The sequence below is a fragment of the Glycomyces halotolerans genome, from assembly GCF_054779575.1.
On record NZ_BAAGXZ010000015.1, the window covers coordinates 38,243 to 54,153 of the forward strand.

General features: G+C 69.4%; 16 protein-coding genes. All 16 read right to left on the reverse strand.

The window, feature by feature from the left end:
- Positions 1-121 precede the first annotated feature (121 nt).
- The 16 genes from ACYVL2_RS13460 to mltG all read right to left on the reverse strand — a co-directional run bounded on the left by ACYVL2_RS13460 (position 122) and on the right by mltG (position 15,836).
- Positions 122-1,045, reverse strand: a complete 924-nt coding sequence (locus ACYVL2_RS13460) for an NADP-dependent oxidoreductase (protein ID WP_460544108.1) — start codon at positions 1,043-1,045, stop codon at positions 122-124.
- 131 nt (positions 1,046-1,176) lie between these two features.
- Positions 1,177-1,422 (reverse strand): preprotein translocase subunit SecG, encoded by a 246-nt coding sequence (secG, locus tag ACYVL2_RS13465; RefSeq protein ID WP_460544241.1) that lies wholly within the window; start codon positions 1,420-1,422, stop codon positions 1,177-1,179.
- A 146-nt stretch (positions 1,423-1,568) separates the two neighbouring features.
- Entirely contained in the window at positions 1,569-2,354 is a 786-nt protein-coding gene (gene tpiA, locus ACYVL2_RS13470; protein ID WP_460544110.1) for a triose-phosphate isomerase family protein, read from the reverse strand.
- Complete coding sequence (locus ACYVL2_RS13475; RefSeq protein ID WP_460544112.1) at positions 2,351-3,550, reverse strand: phosphoglycerate kinase; 1,200 nt, start codon at positions 3,548-3,550, stop codon at positions 2,351-2,353. The genes tpiA and ACYVL2_RS13475 overlap by 4 nt, the downstream gene beginning before the upstream one ends.
- A 7-nt stretch (positions 3,551-3,557) precedes the next feature.
- The gene (gene gap / locus ACYVL2_RS13480) at positions 3,558-4,556 is read right to left on the reverse strand and encodes a type I glyceraldehyde-3-phosphate dehydrogenase (protein WP_460544114.1); all 999 of its coding nucleotides are present in this window, start codon (positions 4,554-4,556) and stop codon (positions 3,558-3,560) included.
- A 241-nt stretch (positions 4,557-4,797) separates the two neighbouring features.
- Entirely contained in the window at positions 4,798-5,784 is a 987-nt protein-coding gene (gene whiA, locus ACYVL2_RS13485; protein ID WP_460544116.1) for a DNA-binding protein WhiA, read from the reverse strand.
- Positions 5,785-5,787: 3 nt separating this feature from the next.
- The gene (locus ACYVL2_RS13490; RefSeq protein WP_460544118.1) at positions 5,788-6,705 is read right to left on the reverse strand and encodes a gluconeogenesis factor YvcK family protein; all 918 of its coding nucleotides are present in this window, start codon (positions 6,703-6,705) and stop codon (positions 5,788-5,790) included.
- Positions 6,706-6,708: 3 nt separating this feature from the next.
- Complete coding sequence (gene rapZ, locus ACYVL2_RS13495) at positions 6,709-7,608, reverse strand: RapZ family nucleotide-binding protein (RefSeq protein ID WP_460544120.1); 900 nt, start codon at positions 7,606-7,608, stop codon at positions 6,709-6,711.
- Between the two features lie 84 nt (positions 7,609-7,692).
- Positions 7,693-9,582 carry an excinuclease ABC subunit UvrC gene (uvrC, locus tag ACYVL2_RS13500; protein ID WP_460544122.1) on the reverse strand — a complete coding sequence of 630 codons (1,890 nt, stop codon included), beginning with the start codon at positions 9,580-9,582 and terminating at the stop codon, positions 7,693-7,695.
- 81 nt (positions 9,583-9,663) lie between these two features.
- On the reverse strand, positions 9,664-10,596 hold the full coding sequence (locus ACYVL2_RS13505) for a serine protein kinase RIO (RefSeq protein WP_460544124.1): 933 nt from the start codon (positions 10,594-10,596) through the stop codon (positions 9,664-9,666).
- Between the two features lie 272 nt (positions 10,597-10,868).
- Entirely contained in the window at positions 10,869-11,654 is a 786-nt protein-coding gene (locus tag ACYVL2_RS13510) for an ABC transporter permease (RefSeq protein ID WP_460544126.1), read from the reverse strand.
- Positions 11,655-12,506 carry an ABC transporter permease gene (locus tag ACYVL2_RS13515; protein WP_460544128.1) on the reverse strand — a complete coding sequence of 284 codons (852 nt, stop codon included), beginning with the start codon at positions 12,504-12,506 and terminating at the stop codon, positions 11,655-11,657. It lies immediately after the preceding gene.
- Positions 12,503-13,501 carry an ABC transporter ATP-binding protein gene (locus ACYVL2_RS13520; RefSeq protein ID WP_460544130.1) on the reverse strand — a complete coding sequence of 333 codons (999 nt, stop codon included), beginning with the start codon at positions 13,499-13,501 and terminating at the stop codon, positions 12,503-12,505. Before ACYVL2_RS13520 ends, ACYVL2_RS13515 begins: the two co-directional genes overlap by 4 nt.
- A gap of 33 nt (positions 13,502-13,534) precedes the next feature.
- Positions 13,535-13,930 carry a thiol-disulfide oxidoreductase DCC family protein gene (locus ACYVL2_RS13525; RefSeq protein WP_460544132.1) on the reverse strand — a complete coding sequence of 132 codons (396 nt, stop codon included), beginning with the start codon at positions 13,928-13,930 and terminating at the stop codon, positions 13,535-13,537.
- Positions 13,927-14,736 (reverse strand): shikimate dehydrogenase family protein, encoded by an 810-nt coding sequence (locus tag ACYVL2_RS13530; protein ID WP_460544243.1) that lies wholly within the window; start codon positions 14,734-14,736, stop codon positions 13,927-13,929. Before ACYVL2_RS13530 ends, ACYVL2_RS13525 begins: the two co-directional genes overlap by 4 nt.
- Positions 14,736-15,836, reverse strand: a complete 1,101-nt coding sequence (gene mltG / locus ACYVL2_RS13535; RefSeq protein WP_460544134.1) for an endolytic transglycosylase MltG — start codon at positions 15,834-15,836, stop codon at positions 14,736-14,738. Before mltG ends, ACYVL2_RS13530 begins: the two co-directional genes overlap by 1 nt.
- Positions 15,837-15,911 lie beyond the last annotated feature (75 nt).

Genomic DNA, 15,911 nt, shown 5'->3' on the forward strand with positions numbered 1-15,911 from the left:
GCTCTCTATATCGGATTGTCGGGGGTCGTGCGCCTGTCGCCCCAGAGTGTGCCATGTGTACGGGCCGTGTCGATGCGGGCCCCGGACCGGGCCCCGCGCGAACGCGGGGCCTCGGCGCCGGTCACGGGATCGTGAGGATGATCTTTCCGCGGGTCCGGCCGGTCTGGTTCTCCCTCCATGCCCGTGCCGCCGCTTCGAGCGGGTGGATCGCCGCGATCGGGACCGAGAGCCGGCCCGATTCGACCAGATCGGTCAGCGTGCGCAGGTCCTCGCTGTCGGCCTCGATGAAGACGTATTTGCCGCCCTTGTCCTCCACTCGCGGGTCGGCGATCGATACGACGCGGGACGGGTCGGCCCCGGCTTCGATCGAGAGCTCCACTTCGCCACCGCCGACCGCGTCGAGCGCGGCGTCGACGCCCGAAGGGGCGAGGCCGCGGAGGCGGTCGAGGAGTCCCTCGCCGTATTCGACCGGTTCGGCGCCGAATCCGCGCAGGTAGTCGTGGTTGCGCGGGGAGGCGGTGCCGATGACGCGGGCGCCGCGGGCCGCCGCGATCTGGACGGCCAGCGAGCCGACGCCGCCTGCGGCGGCGTGGACGAGCACCGTGTCGCCCTCCCCCACGCCGACGGCGTCGAGGGTCTGCACGGCGGTGAGGCCGACCAGAGCGAGTCCGCCGGCCGACGGCCAGTCGAGCCTGTCCGGTTTCGGCGCGATCATGTTCGGTTCGGCGATCGTGTACTCGGCGTACGTGCCCCACTTGACGGTCGGGCGGCGCACGTATCCGAAGACCTCGTCTCCGACGGCGTATTCGGTGACGTCGGAGCCGACTTCGACGACCGTGCCCGCCCCGTCCCAGCCCGGGGCAAGGGGGAAGTCGCCGGGAATGTGGGCGTCGAAGCGGCCGGCGCCGATCTTCCAGTCGACGGGGTTGACCGAAGCGGCCTTGAGTTCGATGACGACCTCGCCGGGTCCGTGCTCGGGTCGGGGCACGTCCGCGACTTCGAGTTCCTCGGGTCCGCCGTAGCGGCGCATGATGACGGCTTTCATACCCGGCATAACATCACGGAGGGGCCGAGCCTTCCGGCGAACGCGGTGGAACGACTCACTGTTCTATTGCGCGGCAACGCGAACGGGCCCCGCAGAGCTGCGCTCCGCAGGGCCCGTCGAAGTCTTCGGGTCTAGACCAGCGCTCGCAGCAGCAGGCCGTAGGCGACGATGGTGGCGAACCAGATCACGCCCACGCCGATGGTGATGCGCGTGAGGTTCTTCTCGGCCACGGAGGAGCCGGAGGCGACCGACGACATGCCGCCGCCGAACATGCTCGACAGGCCGCCGCCCTTGCCCTTGTGCAGGAGCACCAGCAGGATGAGACCGCCGCTCGAGACGAGCAGCAGGATCAGCAGGGCGTAAGTCAGTACCGTCATCATCGGCGATCGGGTGTCCTCTCCAACGGGTCGGAACGCCCGCGTAGCGGGCAACCGGCCACGAGTCTAACGCAAGCCGCATACGGCTTCGCAGGTGCGGGGCCGCCGCACGCCCTTGTACGGCGACCCCACAGTCTCGGGCTTCCTCAGGCGTTGGTGTGCTCGGGGAAGCGGATGATCTTGGCGAACTCCTCGGCATCGAGGCTGGCGCCGCCGACGAGCGCGCCGTCGATGTCGGGCTTGGCCATGATCTGGGCGATGTTGACCGATTTGACGGAGCCGCCGTACAGGACGCGGACCCGCTCGGCCACGGAGCCGAACTTGTCGGCCAGCGCGGAGCGGACGGCGCCGATGACCTCCTGGGCGTCCTCGGGGGTGGCCGTGCGGCCGGTCCCGATGGCCCAGACCGGCTCGTAGGCCACGACGACCTTGGCGAGCTCTTCCTCGGTCAGGCCGTCGACGGCGGCCAGGAGCTGTCCGACGGTGTGGGTGACGTGGTCTCCGGCCTCGCGGACCTCCAGCGGCTCGCCGACGCACAGGATCGGGCTGATGCCGTTGTTGAGCGCCTGGCGAACCTTGGCGCCGACCAGTTCGTCGGACTCCTCGTGGTACTGGCGGCGCTCGGAGTGTCCCACGGTCGCGTAGGAGCAGCCGAGCTTGGCCAGCATCGAGCCGGCGATCTCGCCGGTGTAGGCGCCGGAGGGGTGCGCCGAGATGTCCTGGGCGCCGTAGCCGATGTGGAGCTTGTCGCCGTCGACGAGGGTCTGCACGCTGCGGATGTCGACGAACGGCGGCAGGACGACGGTCTCGACCGCTTCGAGCTGCTCGCGTGTGAGGCTGAAGGCCAGCTTCTGCACCAGCGCGATCGCTTCGAGGTGGTTGAGGTTCATCTTCCAGTTGCCGGCGATGAGCGGCTTGCGGGTCTCACTCATGATTCCTCCAGTGCGTCGAGGCCGGGGAGGGTCTTGCCTTCGAGGTACTCGAGGCTGGCGCCGCCGCCGGTGGAGATGTGACCGAACCCGTCCTCGGGCAGGCCGAGGGTGCGGACCGCGGCGGCGGAGTCGCCGCCGCCGACGACGCTGAACGCCTCGGAGTCGACCAGCGCCTGCGCGACGGCCTTGGTGCCGTGCGCGTAGTCGGGGAACTCGAAGACGCCCATCGGGCCGTTCCAGAACACGGTGCCGGCCGCCGCGATGCGCTCGGCGAAGAGCGCGGCCGACTCGGGGCCGATGTCGAGGCCCATGCGGTCGGCCGGGATCTCGGTGACGGGGACGACGATCGGTTCGGCGTCGGCGGCGAACTCGGCGGCGGTCGCGGTGTCGACCGGCAGCAGCAGTTCGACGCCGAGCTCGGCGGCCCGGGCCAGGTAGTTCCTGCAGGTCTCGATCTGGTCCTTCTCGAGCAGGGAGCCTCCGACCTCGTGGCCTTGGGCGGCCAGGAAGGTGTAGGCCATGCCGCCGCCGACGATGAGCGTGTCGACCTTGCCGAGCAGGTTGTCGATGACCGCGAGTTTGTCGGAGACCTTCGCGCCGCCGAGGACGACCACGTATTCGCGCTCGGGCTCGCCGGTGAGCCTGGAGAGGACGTCGACCTCTTTGGCGATGAGCCAGCCCGCGTAGCGCGGGAGCAGCTTGGCGACGTCGTAGACCGAGGCGTGCTTGCGGTGGACGGCGCCGAAGGCGTCGTCGACGTAGCGGTCGCCGAAGGCGGCGAGCTGACCGGCGAACTCGGCCCGCTCGGTGTCGTCCTTGCTGGTCTCGCCCTTGTTGAAGCGCAGGTTCTCCAGGACGAGCACGTCGCCGTCGCCTTGGGCGACCGCCTTGGACTCGGCGTCGGAGCCGACGGTGTCGGTCGCGAAGGCGACCTCGCGGTCGAGGACCTCGCCGAGCCGCTGGGCCACCGGGGCCAGCGAGAACGCCGGGTCCGGTTCGCCCTTGGGGCGGCCCAGGTGGGAGCACACCACGACGCGGGCGCCGGCCTCGGCGAGCGCTCCAACGGTCGGGGCGACGGCGCGGATGCGGCCGTCGTCGGTGATGTTCTTGCCGTCCAGAGGAACGTTGAGGTCGGCGCGCACGAGGACGCGCCGACCGTTGACGCCCTCCTTCAGGAGTTCGTCGAGAGTTTTCATGTGACTGCTAGCCGACCAGCTCGACGAGGCTGACGAGGCGGTTGGAGAAGCCCCACTCGTTGTCGTACCAGCCGACGACCTTGACCTGGTTGCCGTCGATCACCTTGGTCAGCTGACCGTCGATGATGCACGAGTGCGGGTCGGTCTCGATGTCCTTGGAGACGATCGGGTCCTCGGTGTAGGACAGGATGCCCTTGAGCGGCCCGTCGGCGGCGGCCTTGAGCGCGCCGTTGACCTCGTCGGCGGTGGTCTCGCGGGCGGCCTCGAAGGTGAGGTCGGTCGCGGAGCCGGTGGCGATCGGGACGCGCATGGCGAAGCCGTCGAGCTTGCCGTTGAGCTCGGGCAGCACCAGGCCGACGGCCTTGGCCGCGCCGGTGGAGGTCGGCACCACGTTCAGGGCCGCGGCGCGGGCGCGACGCAGGTCCTTGTGGGGGCCGTCCTGCAGGCTCTGGTCCTGCGTGTAGGCGTGGATGGTCGTCATCAGGCCCTTGTTGATGCCGATGGCGTCGTTGATGACCTTGGCCATGGGCGCCAGGCAGTTGGTGGTGCAGGACGCGTTCGAGATGATGTTGTGCTTCTCGGCGTCGTACTTGTCGTCGTTCACGCCCATGACGACGGTGATGTCCTCGTTCTTCGCCGGGGCGGAGATGATGACCTTCTTGGCGCCGCCCTCGAGGTGCGCCGAGGCCTTCGTGCCGTCGGTGAAGAAGCCGGTGGACTCGATGACGACGTCGGCGCCGACCTCGCCCCACGGGAGGTTGGCCGGGTCGCGCTCGGCGAACGCCTTGATGGTCTTGCCGTTCACGGTGAGCTCACCGGAACCGACCTTGACCTCGTACGGCAGGCGGCCGAGGATGCTGTCGTACTTGAGCAGGTGTGCAATGGTCTCGGTGTCGCCGAGGTCGTTGAAAGCGACCACTTCGACATCGGCCTCGGAGGCGAGAACCGCCCGGAAGAAGTTGCGGCCGATACGGCCGAAGCCGTTGACACCAACGCGGATGGTCACGTGCCCATCTCCTCGCTAAGAACAGAAGGTGAATATCTCTGACTGAGCGATCCGTTCATTTCATCCGAAGAGCGACGGTGGAACAGATCGCGCTGTTCGGCCTCGTCGCCGAGCACTCTTTGACCCTACCGCTACGCGCTGCGAGCGCGTTCGATGGCGGGACTTCCCGATCATGTCACACTCGCCACAGCGGCATGACATCGCGGTTAAGAAAGCGCTGTCAGACGAGCGCACGGCATTGTCAGGCCGCCAGCGCCTCTTCTTCGGCCACGGCCTCGTCCGGTCCGGGGACGCCCTGGTCCGCCGCGCGCTTCGCGGCCATGTTGATGAGGCGCCGGATCCGGCCGGCGATCGCGTCCTTCGTCAACGGCGGGTCGGCCAGGGCGCCGAGCTCCTCCAGGGAGGCTTGGCGGTGCTCCAGCCGGAGCCGTCCGGCGCTCGCCAGGTGGTCGGGCACGTCGTCGCCGAGGATCTCCAGGGCCCTGGTGACCTTCGCGGCGGCGGCCACGGCGGCGCGGGCCGAGCGGCGCAGGTTCGCGTCGTCGAAGTTCGCCAGGCGGTTGGCGGTGGCGCGCACCTCGCGGCGCACGCGCCGCTCCTCCCAGGTCAGGACCGAGCTGTGCGCCCCGAGCCTCGTGAGCAGCTCGCCGATGGCGTCGCCGTCGCGGATGACCACGCGGTCCACCCCGCGCACGTCGCGGGACTTGGCGCTGATGCCGAGGCGGCGGGCGGCCCCGACCAGGGCCAGCGCCGTCTCCGGGCCGGGACAGGTGACTTCCAGCGAGGAGGACCGGCCCGGCTCGGTGAGCGAGCCGCGGGCCAGCAGGGCGCCGCGCCAGGCCGCCTCGGCGCAGCACGGGTAGGCGCCGACGACGTGGGCCGGGAGGCCGCGGACCGGGTAGCCGCGCTGGTCGGTCAGGCCGATCTGGCGGGCCAGGGCCTGCCCGTCGGCCATGACGCGCAGCAGGTAGTGGTTCGTGCGGCGCAGACCCGCGGCGACCAGCACGTGGATTTCGGAGTCGTAGTGGTAGAGCTCGTTGATCATGCGCTTGGCGCGGCGCGCGACGTTTCCGGCGTCGACTTCGGCCTCGACGACGACGTTGGCGCCGCCGACCAGGTGGAGCCCGCCGGCGAACCGGAACAGCGCGCCGAGCTCGGCGCGCTGGCAACAGGACTTCGTGACCTCTATCCGACTGAGTTCGTCCTTGACCTCCGAGGTCATCGCCATTCGCTAACCACCATCTTCGACGAGCAGATTTCCCAGAACGGCGGCGAGTGCGGCCACGTCGTGGGTGACGACGTCCGCGGCGAGGTCCGCCGCGACCAACTCCGCCTGCAACGATTGTGCCGCACTGTTCAACGAACCGGGGTCATCCAGGGTTCGGGTGTCGCCCGAGACGACGTAGTGAAACCGAACACCCTCCGCGTAACGACCGAGCGCCTCGAGGTGGCCGGCGAGGCTGAGCCCGTCGGTCTCCTTCTCCTCTGAGAGGTTGAGCACCACGACTCGGCGGGCGCCGGCCGCCGCTATGGCCTCGCGGAGCTCCGGCAGCAGCAGGTGCGGGATCACGCTGGTGTACCAGGAGCCGGGGCCGAAGACGTGCCAGTCGGCCTCGGCCACCGCCTCCAGCGTCTCGGGGCAGGCGGTCGCGTCCGCCGGCAGCAGCCGGACGGAGGTGACCTCGCCGTCGGCGACGGCCACGTCGTGCTGGCCGACGATGGTGCGCACGCCCGAGCCTTCGGCCAGGTCCGCCTCGATGTGCAGCGGCTCGCACGACATCGGCAGGATCCGGGCGCGGCTGCCGACGAGCTCGGCGGCCTCCTCGAGCGCCGCCACCGGGTTGGAGCGGCGCTCCAGCAGTGAGGCGAGGACGATGTTGCCGACCGGGTGACCGGCGAGGAAGTCCGAGCCGTCGAAGCGGTGCGAGAACAGCTGCGTCGCCGCCGCGCGGTCGGGATCGGCGGTGGCCACGAGGGCTTTGCGCAGGTCCCCGGGAGGGAGGATCGGCCGGGATCTGCGGATGATCCCCGAAGAGCCGCCGTCGTCGGCGACGGTCACCACGGCCGTCAGATCGATGTCGAGCCGGGTGAGCGCTCGCAGCGAGGCCGACAGACCCCTACCGCCGCCGAAAGCGACGACTTTCCTCATGCGTTATTCGTTCCCTCTGTCGCGGTGATGGGTGTTGGCGGGGAACCCGGCCGCGCTCAAGCGCTTCGCCAGTGCCTCGGCGATGGCCACGCTGCGGTGCTTGCCGCCGGTGCATCCGATCGCGATCGTCATGTACCGCTTGCCCTCCCGCTCGAAGCCTTGAGTGGTGCCCAGGAGGAGACCGGCATAGGCCTCGACGAACTCCTCGGCGCCCTCCTGCGAGAGGACGTACCCCGACACTTCGCCGTCGGTTCCGGTGTGGTCGCGCAGACTCGGCACCCAGTACGGGTTGGGAAGGAATCGTACGTCAGCGACGTAGTCGGCATCGCGCGGGATGCCGTACTTGAAACCGAACGACAAGCAGGTGAACTGCAGGCCGGGGGTGGAGGGCGCCAGGAACGCCTCCTCGACCCGGGCGCGCAGCTGGTTCTCGTTGAGGTGCGTGGTGTCGAAGAGCGTGTCGGCCGAGAGCCGCGCCGGCTCCAGCAGCCGCCGCTCGGCGGCGATGCCGTCGCCGAGCAGGCCGTCGCCTTGGAGCGGGTGGGCGCGCCGGACCTTCTCGAAGCGGCGGATGATCACGTCGTCGTCGGCGTCGACGAACACCATGTGCGGCTTGAACCCGGCCTTGCGCAGGTCTTCTATGACACCGACCAGGTCGGTCATGAAGGCGCGCGACCGCACGTCGAGGACCATCGCGGTGCGCCTGGTCTCCGGGCCGCCCGCCGCGGCCAGCTCGGCGGCCTGCGCCACCAGCGACTCGGGGAGGTTGTCGACGACGTAGTAGCCGACGTTCTCCAGGGCGCGCGCCACCGTCGAGCGTCCCCCGCCGGAGATGCCCGTGACGATGACCAGGTCGAGTTCGCTCCGCTCGCCGGCCGCAGACTGCTCAACTGCCACATTCATAACGTTAAGTATTCCCGAGGTTGATCTTGCCGGATCCGCGGCCCGGCCGTGCCGTCTGACTCCAGCATTGCTACCACGCGGGTCTCAATCGCCGTTGTCCTCGGGATTACGCAGGTGTGACAGGACTGCTTCGGCGAGCTTCGGGCCGACGCCCGGGACGGTCTCCAGATCCTCGCGGTCGGCCTCCTTGATGCGCTTGACCGAACCGAACCGCCGCAGCAGCGCCTTGCGCTTGGCCTCCCCGAGGCCCGGGACGCCGTCGAGCGCCGAGTACTTCATGCGCTTGCGGCGGCGGTTGCGGTGCAGGGAGATCGCGAAGCGGTGGGCCTCGTCTCGGACGCGCTGCATGAGGTAGAGGGCCTCAGAGGTGCGGGAGAGGATCACCGGGTACTCCTCGCCGGGCAGCCAGATCTCCTCGAGACGCTTGGCGAGGCCGGCGAGGTTGACGGTGTCGATCCCCAGCTCGGCGAACACCTGCTCGGCGGCCGCGACCTGCGGCCGCCCGCCGTCGACCACGAGCAGCTGCGGCGGGTAGTGGAAACCCGAGCGCGGCTGGTCGTCCTCCTCCAGCGGCGAACCGGTCGGCTGCTCCTGGAGTTTCGACAGGCGGCGGCGCAGCGTCTCCTGGAGGGAGGCCAGGTCGTCCTTCCGCTCCCCCTTGATGACGAAGCGGCGGTACTCGCTCTTGCGCGGCAGACCGTCCTCGAAGACCACCATCGAGGCGACCACGTCGTCGCCCTGGGACTGGGAGACGTCGTAGCACTCGATGCGCAGCGGCGCCTCGGGCAGCTCGAGGGCGTCGGCGAGCTCTTCGAGGGCCTTGGAGCGGGCGGTGATGTCGCCGGCCCGCTTGAGCTTGTGCCGCTGCAGGGACTCGTTCGCGTTCTTCTCGACCGTCTCGGCCAGCGCCCGCTTGTCGCCGCGCCGCGGCACCCGCAGGTCGACCTTGGTGCCGCGCTTCTCGCACAGCCAGTCGGTCAGGGCCGGGGCGTCCGACGGCAGGGCCGGGACGAGGACTTCGCGCGGCACGTCCTCGCCGAGTTCGCCGTAGAACTGGGTGCAGAAGCGCTCGACGATGCCGGCCAGGTCGACCGGCTCGGCCTTGTCGATGACCCAGCCGCGCTGCCCGCGGATGCGCCCGCCGCGGACGTGGAAGACCTGGACGGCCGCCTGGAGCTCGTCGTCGGCGACGGCCATGACGTCGCAGTCGACGTCGTCGGCGAGGACGACGACCTGCTGTTCGAGGACTTTGTCGAGGGCGGCGAGGTCGTCGCGCAGGCGCGCGGCCCTCTCGAAGTCGAGGGACTCGGAGGCGGCCTGCATCTCGGCGAGGAGCCGCCGGCGGACCGGGGCGGTGTCGCCGGCCATGAAGGAGCAGAAGCCGTCCACCAGTTCGCGGTACTCCTCGGCGGAGATGCGGCCGACGCACGGGGCCGAGCATTTGCCGATGTCGGCCAGCAGGTTGGGGCGGCCGATGCGGCCGCAGCGTTTGAACTCGGTGTCCGAGCAGGTCCGGATGGGGAAGACCCGCGTGAGCAGGTCGAGGGTCTGGCGGATGGCCCAGGCGCTGCCGAAGGGGCCGAAGTAGCGCACGCCTTTGCGGCGGTCGCCGCGCATGACCTGGGCGCGGGGGAACTCGTCGCCGACGGTGACGGCGAGCCACGGGTAGGACTTGTCGTCCTTGAACATGACGTTGAAGCGGGGGTCGTACTCCTTGATCCAGGTCCACTCGAGTTGGAGGGCCTCGACCTCGGTGCCGACGACGGTCCATTCGACGCTGCGGGCGGTGGTGACCATCCGGCGGGTGCGCTCGTGGAGCCGGGTCTCGTCGGCGAAGTACGAGTTCAGGCGGTTGCGGAGGTTCTTGGCCTTGCCGACGTAGATGACGCGCCGGTCGCGGTCCCGGAAGCGGTAGACCCCCGGCTCGGTGGGAATGGTGCCCGGGGCGGGACGGTAATCAACGCTCACGGGCACAAGGCTATATCGGCCCTGGGACAGCCGTTCGGGGCACGAAGGCCCCGGGGGCGGCGTCCCGCCGCCTCCGGGGTCTTCGGCTCACAGCACGCCGGCCAGGACCAGCAGTTCGGTCAGCAGGTCGTCGACCTCCTCGCGCGGCAGTCCCCTGGCGGTGAACCAGCCGCCGAGGTTCTCGACGTCGCGGTTCAGGAATTCGAGGCCTTTGGGGTTCGCGTAGATGTCGACGATCTGGGGCAGGTCCAGGACCACCAGGCGGCCGTCGTGGACGACGGTGTTGTACGCCGAGAGGTCGCCGTGGGTGTAGCCCTGCTCGACCATGAGCCGCAGGCTCTCGCAGGCCTGCTCCCAGAGGGCGTCGAGTTCGGGTTCGTCGGGCCGGGTCTCGGCCAGGCGCGGGGCGGCGGCGCGGCCCTCGCCTATGAACTCCATGATCACTTCGGTGCCGAGGACCTGCACCGGGTAGGGCACCGCCACTCCGGCCTCGTGAAGCGACTTGAGCGCGTCGAACTCGGCGGCGGCCCAGCGGCCCGCGGCCTGTTCGAGGCCGAACCGCGTCCGGCGCTCCATGGCGCGGCGGTCGCGGGAGCGGCGCGCCGAGCGCCCGGCGGTGTAGTCGCCGGCGCGGTTGAACTGGGTGTGCTCGGCCGAGCGGTAGCGTTTGGCGGCCATGAGCGTCGAGCGGTCGGTGCCCGGAACGGCCCGCTCGATGAGGAAGACGTCGGCCTCCTTGCCGGTCTTGAGGACGCCGAGCTCGTAGTCGACGGCGCCGAGGTCGGTGATGACCCAGTCGGGCCACGGCTCCGGCCCGCGCTGGAGCGGTTCGGACTGGTCCCAGATCGACCACCGGTCGCCGGTGGGCGGCAGGTCGTCGGCCGGGGCGTCGTCGACGTCCTCGGAGCGCATCGCTTCGAAGCGGGCCTGCTCCTCGGGTGAGAAGATCTCGTCCTCGTCGAGCCGTTTGCGGCGACGAGTGGATTCGAAGGTGGAAGTGCTGTTGGGCTTGCGTGCCACTGCGGTTACTCCTGTGCGGAATCCGGCGGCACGCGTCAGAGGATCAGGGCGCGCCGACGGGAGGTGAACTGGTACTCACGGCATGACGAAACACGGTGACAACCATCAGTACTCACCTCCAGACGCGTTCGGCCCCGCCACTTCGATGCACTCGGGGCGACCGGATCGACCGTAGCGGAGGCCCTGTCTCCGGCGCAAGGCATTTTCCGCGCGGTCCCGGGAGCGGCGCCGGCCGTTCTGGAAAAGGGGTCCATCGCGTGGGCCCGGCCGCTTCAGTGCCCCGAGGAGTCGTAGTTGCGCAGGCCCGCGTGGAAGACGGCGAGCATGATCGCGACCATGGCCGCGGCCGCGGCCACCGGTCCGGCCAGCCACCACGCGGAGCGCTCTCCGATCAGTATCTGCACGGGGATGAAGCTGGCGAAGGCGAACGGCAGCACGAAGGTCACCAGGACTCGCACGGCTGCCGGGTAGATGCCCAGCGGGAATCGCATGACTTCGAATTGGAGGTCTCCGGCGACCCAGGCGAAGGAGGGGAAGTGGCCCTTGACCCAGAACCCGATGGCGCACATGACGGTCAGGAATGAGCACTGGAATACCACGGCGACGGCGAGCAGCAGCAGCGCGAGCGGGATCAGCATCGGGTTCAGACCCGCGCCGATCCAACCGTAGATCAGCATCGCCGCGCCCATGGTCAGCTCGCCGAACGCCTGCATGCCGATGTGAGCGGAGGCGACCTGGATGATCACGGGCGCGGGCCGGGTGATCCGGTAGTCCATGTCCCCCTTGACGATCATCGTCGGGGTGCTCCATATGCCGTCCCAGAACAGCGCCGTCGAGGCGCCCGAGAGGTTGAGGAATCCGGTGAGGACGAGCATCTCGTGGTAGCCCCAGCCGGCGACCGAGGGGACGTTGGCGAACAGGACCGTGATGAAGGCGAAGGCCAGGACCTGCCAGAGGGCCCCGGCCGAGGCCATGATCCAGAAGTCGGCCGGGTACTCCATGGTGGACCTCAAATGGGCGACCAGTGACTTCCGGTAAACGGCTGCGGCGTGGCGCATTCATCCTCCGTGGATCGTTACCTTCTTGACCGCGCGGCTCCACAGCAGGCGCGCGCCCACCCACAGGCCGACCGCCCATGCCAGCTCGGCGGCGATGAGTCCGAGCGCTCCGGCCGTGTCGACCCGTCCGAGGTAGATGCTCGACGGCGTCGTGGTGAAGTGCGGGAACGGCAGACTCCAGGAGACGGCCTGGAGCCATCCGGGCATGAGTGCCAGCGGCACCATCATCCCCGAGAAGAAGGCGAGCAGCGCTTCGCGTGCCCACATGATGCCCAGGTAGCGCTTGGTCCAGAAGCAGACCATCGTCGACAGGTAGACCAGTCCGAAGCCGAGAGGGAGGACGATCACGATGCTGAGCGCGGTCAGGGCGCCCGCCAGCGCCGTGACCGGTCCGGGCGGGTCGAACAGCAGCCAGGCGCCGATGCCGCCGACCAGCGCTGTCGGGAAGGTGGCGATCATCGACCCGATGAACTCGGCGGCCCTGGCGCGCTGGAAGTCGACGGGTCTGGTCAGGTCGATCGCGACCAGGCCGTCGAGGATGCGGTCGGCGATGTACCAGTCGGCGGCGCCGAAGACGATGGTGGCGGTGAGGAAGGCGATGATGAGGTAGGCGCGCATCGCGGCCCAGTCGTAGCCGCCGAGTTCGCCGTTGCCTATCAGGTGGCTCCACAGCGCGAGGCTGACGAGGAGGCCGCCGCCGCCGAGGGAGAGGCCGATGAGGAACGTGGCTTTGTAGGCCAGGCGTCGCCTGATCGCGATCAGCGCCAGGGCCCGGTCGACGGCGAAGGAGTGGGTGCGGCCTCGCCGCTTCGATGCGGGGCGGGTGGCGCTCGAGGGGCGCGGGTCGATCACTGTGCGAGCTCTCCGGCGTACAGGCGGCGGATCACGTCCTCGATGTTCGGTTCGCTCAGCGAGAGGTCGCGCGGGCGGAGGTGCTCGGTGAGGTCGCCGAGGACTTCGGCGGTGCTGAACCGGCCGGTCTCGTAGGTCGCGACCACTTCGCTGGCGGCCTGGCCGGCGGACCATTCGTAGTCGGCGAACTTGACCGACAGCGCTTCGATGTCCGCCGGAGCGTCGAGGACGAGGGTGACGGCCTTGGTGGTGATGTAGCGGCCCTTGAGTTCGTCGATGGGGCCGTCGTAGGCGATCCTGCCCTGGTCGAGGACGACGATCCGTTCGCATACCTCCTCGATGTCGGCCAGGTCGTGGCTGGTCAGCAGCAGGGTGATGCCGTCGTCGGCGAGTCGGCGCAGGAAGGTGCGCAGGCGGTCCTTGACGGAGATGTCGAGGCCGATGGTGGGTTCGTCGAGGTAGACCATCTTGGGGTTGTGGATGAGCGCGCAGGCGAGGTCGGCGCGCATGCGCTGGCCGAGCGAGAGGGTGCGGGCGAGCGCGGGCATGAACTCGCCGAGGCCGAGCAGCTCGTCGAACCGCTCGATGCGGGCCCGGTAGTCGGTTTCGGAGACGCCGTACATGTGCTTGAGGAGCTTCAGGCTCTCTTCGACCGGCAGGTCCCACCACAGCTGCGTCCGCTGGCCGAAGAGGACGCCGATGTCGTGCGCGTTGGCGATGCGCTCGGCGTGCGGGTCGCGGCCCATGACGCGGACGGTGCCTTCGGTGGGTTCGAGGATGCCGGTCAGGAGTTTGACGGTGGTCGACTTGCCGGCGCCGTTGGGGCCGACGTAGGCGACCGACTCGCCGGCGTCGATCTCGAGGTCGATGCCGTCCACGGCCGTGAAGTTCTTGTACTTGCGCTGGGCGAGGTGTTTGAGCGCGCCTTTGAAGCCGGACGCCTTGTCGGGACGGCGGAAGCGTTTGCTCAGCGAGGCGGCCTGGAGGATCGGCATCTTCTGACCATAAGCGCGCGCGGTGTCGGGGAGCTACTGGTTTTCCGCGCGGCGGTCGCGTTCGGCTTGCGGGAGCGAGCAGGCGGCGGTGCCGCCGGGAAGGCGGTGGCGGTGGCGGGCGATGAACCGGTAGACCGGCCAGGCTGTGCGCGAGACGCCGCGGAGCGAGCCGATCAGGCCCAGTGGCCGCCAGTACCACTGGGCGCGGCGCAGAAGCGCGGCGATGGCGTCGGGTCCGGCCGCGGTCCGGTCGGGGCCGACCCATTGGACGGCCGCTTCGGCGTCCTGCCGGTCGATGCCGAGCGCGCGGAGGTCGGTGCGCTGCCAGGGCCGGATCTCGGCTTCGGTCCGGATGTGCCGTTCGACGAAGCGCGCGCAGGCGGTGCAGAACCCGCAGTCGCCGTCGAAGAGGAGGACCGGCCGGTTCACTGCCGTTTCGCGGCCTGGTAGAGCGCCTTGCGCATGGCCTCCACAGGGGCCGGTTCGATGCCGGTGAACTGGGTCCATTGGCGCACGGCCTGGGCGAGCAGGAGCGCGAGCCCGTCGAGGACGCGCGCGCCTTCCCGCTCGGCCTGGGCGGCCAGCGGCGTGGGCCAGGGGTCGTAGACGACGTCGAACAGCACGGCGCCGGGCCGCCAGTCGATCCGCATGCGGTCGGTCACTCCCTTGGGGACTGTGGAAACGACCAGGTCGCTGCGTCCGGCGATGACGGCCTCGTCCCAGCTCGCCGAGCGCAGCTCGAGGCCGAGGCGTTCGGCGACCGGTTCGAGCTCGAGCACCGCTTCGCGGCGTCTGGCGAAGACGGTGACGGCTCCGGCGCCCAGTTGCGCGGCGGCGCCGAGCGCGGCGCGCGCGGTGCCGCCGGCGCCGAGGACGGCGACCTCGTCGGCGGTTTCCATGCCGATCTCCGCGAGCGCGTCGACGATGCCGGGTGCGTCGGTGTTGTCGGCCCGGCGTCTGCCGTCGCGCAGCACGAGCGTGTTGGCGGCGCCGAGGGCTTCGGCTGTAGCGGTCGCCTCGTCGGCGACGACGACGGCGATTTCTTTGAGCGGCATGGTGAGCGAGAGCCCGGCCCAGGTGTCGTCGAGGTCGTCGACGAACTTGGCGAGCGCCGGCTCGTCGCATTCGTGGCGGGTGTAGGTCCAGTCGCGAAGTCCGGCGGCCTCGTAGCCGGCGTTGTGGATCGCCGGCGACAGGGAGTGTTCGACCGGTTTGCCGAGGACGGCTGCCTGCATCACTGAATCCCGTTCTCCTCGGCGATCCTGGTGCCCTCGTTGTGCTCTTCCAGCGTGTCGGAGAAGATGGCGGTGCCGTCCTCGTAGGCGGTGACGAAGTACAGCCACTTGTTGTCGGCCGAGGACGGCCGCATGGCGCCGGTCAGCGCCGCCTCCCCTGGGTTGCCGATGGGGGTCGGGAAGTAGCCCTCGTGGACGCTGGCGGCCCAGCGGTTGTCCGCGTCCCACATCTCGTTGCCGGTCATCTCCCCCGAGGTGATGGGGTCGAGGCCCTCGAATTCGCGGCCGTAGTTCCAGATGGCCTCCGAGCCCATGCAGTTGCAGCCGAGCTCGGCGACGGCGTGGTCGGCGTAGAGCCGGTTGTAGAGCACGCGCGCGATCTTGGGGTCGTCGTCGGGGTGGCCGGATTCGGCCTGGATGATCGCGGCGATCTGGAGGGCCATCCACGGCTCGACGCCGAGGTCGTTTCGGACGGTGTCGACGAAACCCATCTGCTCGATGACCTGGTTGAACTTGGCGACCATCTGGCCGAGGATCTGCGCGGCGTCCGCTTCCTCGTCGATCTCGTAGGTGGCCGGGAACAGGAAGCCCTCAAGGGAGACCTCCTGGTCGGTCTCGAAGTTCTCGAACCAGAACTGCGGCACGCCGAGCGCGACCGGGTCTTCGGCCGCGGCCTCGAACTCCTCGACCGGGATGCCGGTGAATTCGAAGAGCTCTTCGTAGATTTCGAAGGTGGTCTTGCCTTCGACGACGGTGAAGGCGTTGACCAGCCGGTTCTCTGGGTTGATGAGGACTTCCAGCGCCGCGGCGCCCGACATCTCCTCTTGCAGCTCGTAGATGCCCGGTTGGATGTTGGTGCCCGAGTCGTCGTCCTCCTCGGAGGCGTTGACGAAGGCCTTGGCCGAGGCGACGACGCCGGCTTCGTAGAGGGCGTTGCCGATGTCGGAGACGAACATGCCTTCTTTGACTTCGACGGTGACGACCGTGCCGTTGCCGGTGCCCTCGTAGTCGGCGACGGTGAAGAACTCCTTGACCACGTTGTTGTAGGCCCACCATCCGCCGATGCCGAGAACGCCGAACAGGACCACGACGAGGGTCATGGCGATGAGCGAGCTTCCCGATTCCCGACGGCGGTGCCGCCTCGGCGCGTCTGCGTGTTCCTGCGAGTCAAGGTC

Excerpts from the sequence above, each read along its gene's own strand:
- whiA (WP_460544116.1), bottom strand. The coding sequence starts at position 5,784 with ATGGCGATGACCTCGGAGGTCAAGGACGAACTCAGTCGGATAGAGGTC.
- ACYVL2_RS13475 (WP_460544112.1), bottom strand. The coding sequence starts at position 3,550 with ATGAAAACTCTCGACGAACTCCTGAAGGAGGGCGTCAACGGTCGGCGC.
- rapZ (WP_460544120.1), bottom strand. The coding sequence starts at position 7,608 with ATGAATGTGGCAGTTGAGCAGTCTGCGGCCGGCGAGCGGAGCGAACTC.
- tpiA (WP_460544110.1), bottom strand. The coding sequence starts at position 2,354 with ATGAGTGAGACCCGCAAGCCGCTCATCGCCGGCAACTGGAAGATGAAC.
- ACYVL2_RS13490 (WP_460544118.1), bottom strand. The coding sequence starts at position 6,705 with ATGAGGAAAGTCGTCGCTTTCGGCGGCGGTAGGGGTCTGTCGGCCTCG.
- ACYVL2_RS13510 (WP_460544126.1), bottom strand. The coding sequence starts at position 11,654 with ATGCGCCACGCCGCAGCCGTTTACCGGAAGTCACTGGTCGCCCATTTG.
- ACYVL2_RS13460 (WP_460544108.1), bottom strand. The coding sequence starts at position 1,045 with ATGAAAGCCGTCATCATGCGCCGCTACGGCGGACCCGAGGAACTCGAA.
- ACYVL2_RS13520 (WP_460544130.1), bottom strand. The coding sequence starts at position 13,501 with ATGCCGATCCTCCAGGCCGCCTCGCTGAGCAAACGCTTCCGCCGTCCC.
- ACYVL2_RS13530 (WP_460544243.1), bottom strand. The coding sequence starts at position 14,736 with ATGCAGGCAGCCGTCCTCGGCAAACCGGTCGAACACTCCCTGTCGCCG.
- secG (WP_460544241.1), bottom strand. The coding sequence starts at position 1,422 with ATGACGGTACTGACTTACGCCCTGCTGATCCTGCTGCTCGTCTCGAGC.
- mltG (WP_460544134.1), bottom strand. The coding sequence starts at position 15,836 with ATGACCCTCGTCGTGGTCCTGTTCGGCGTTCTCGGCATCGGCGGATGG.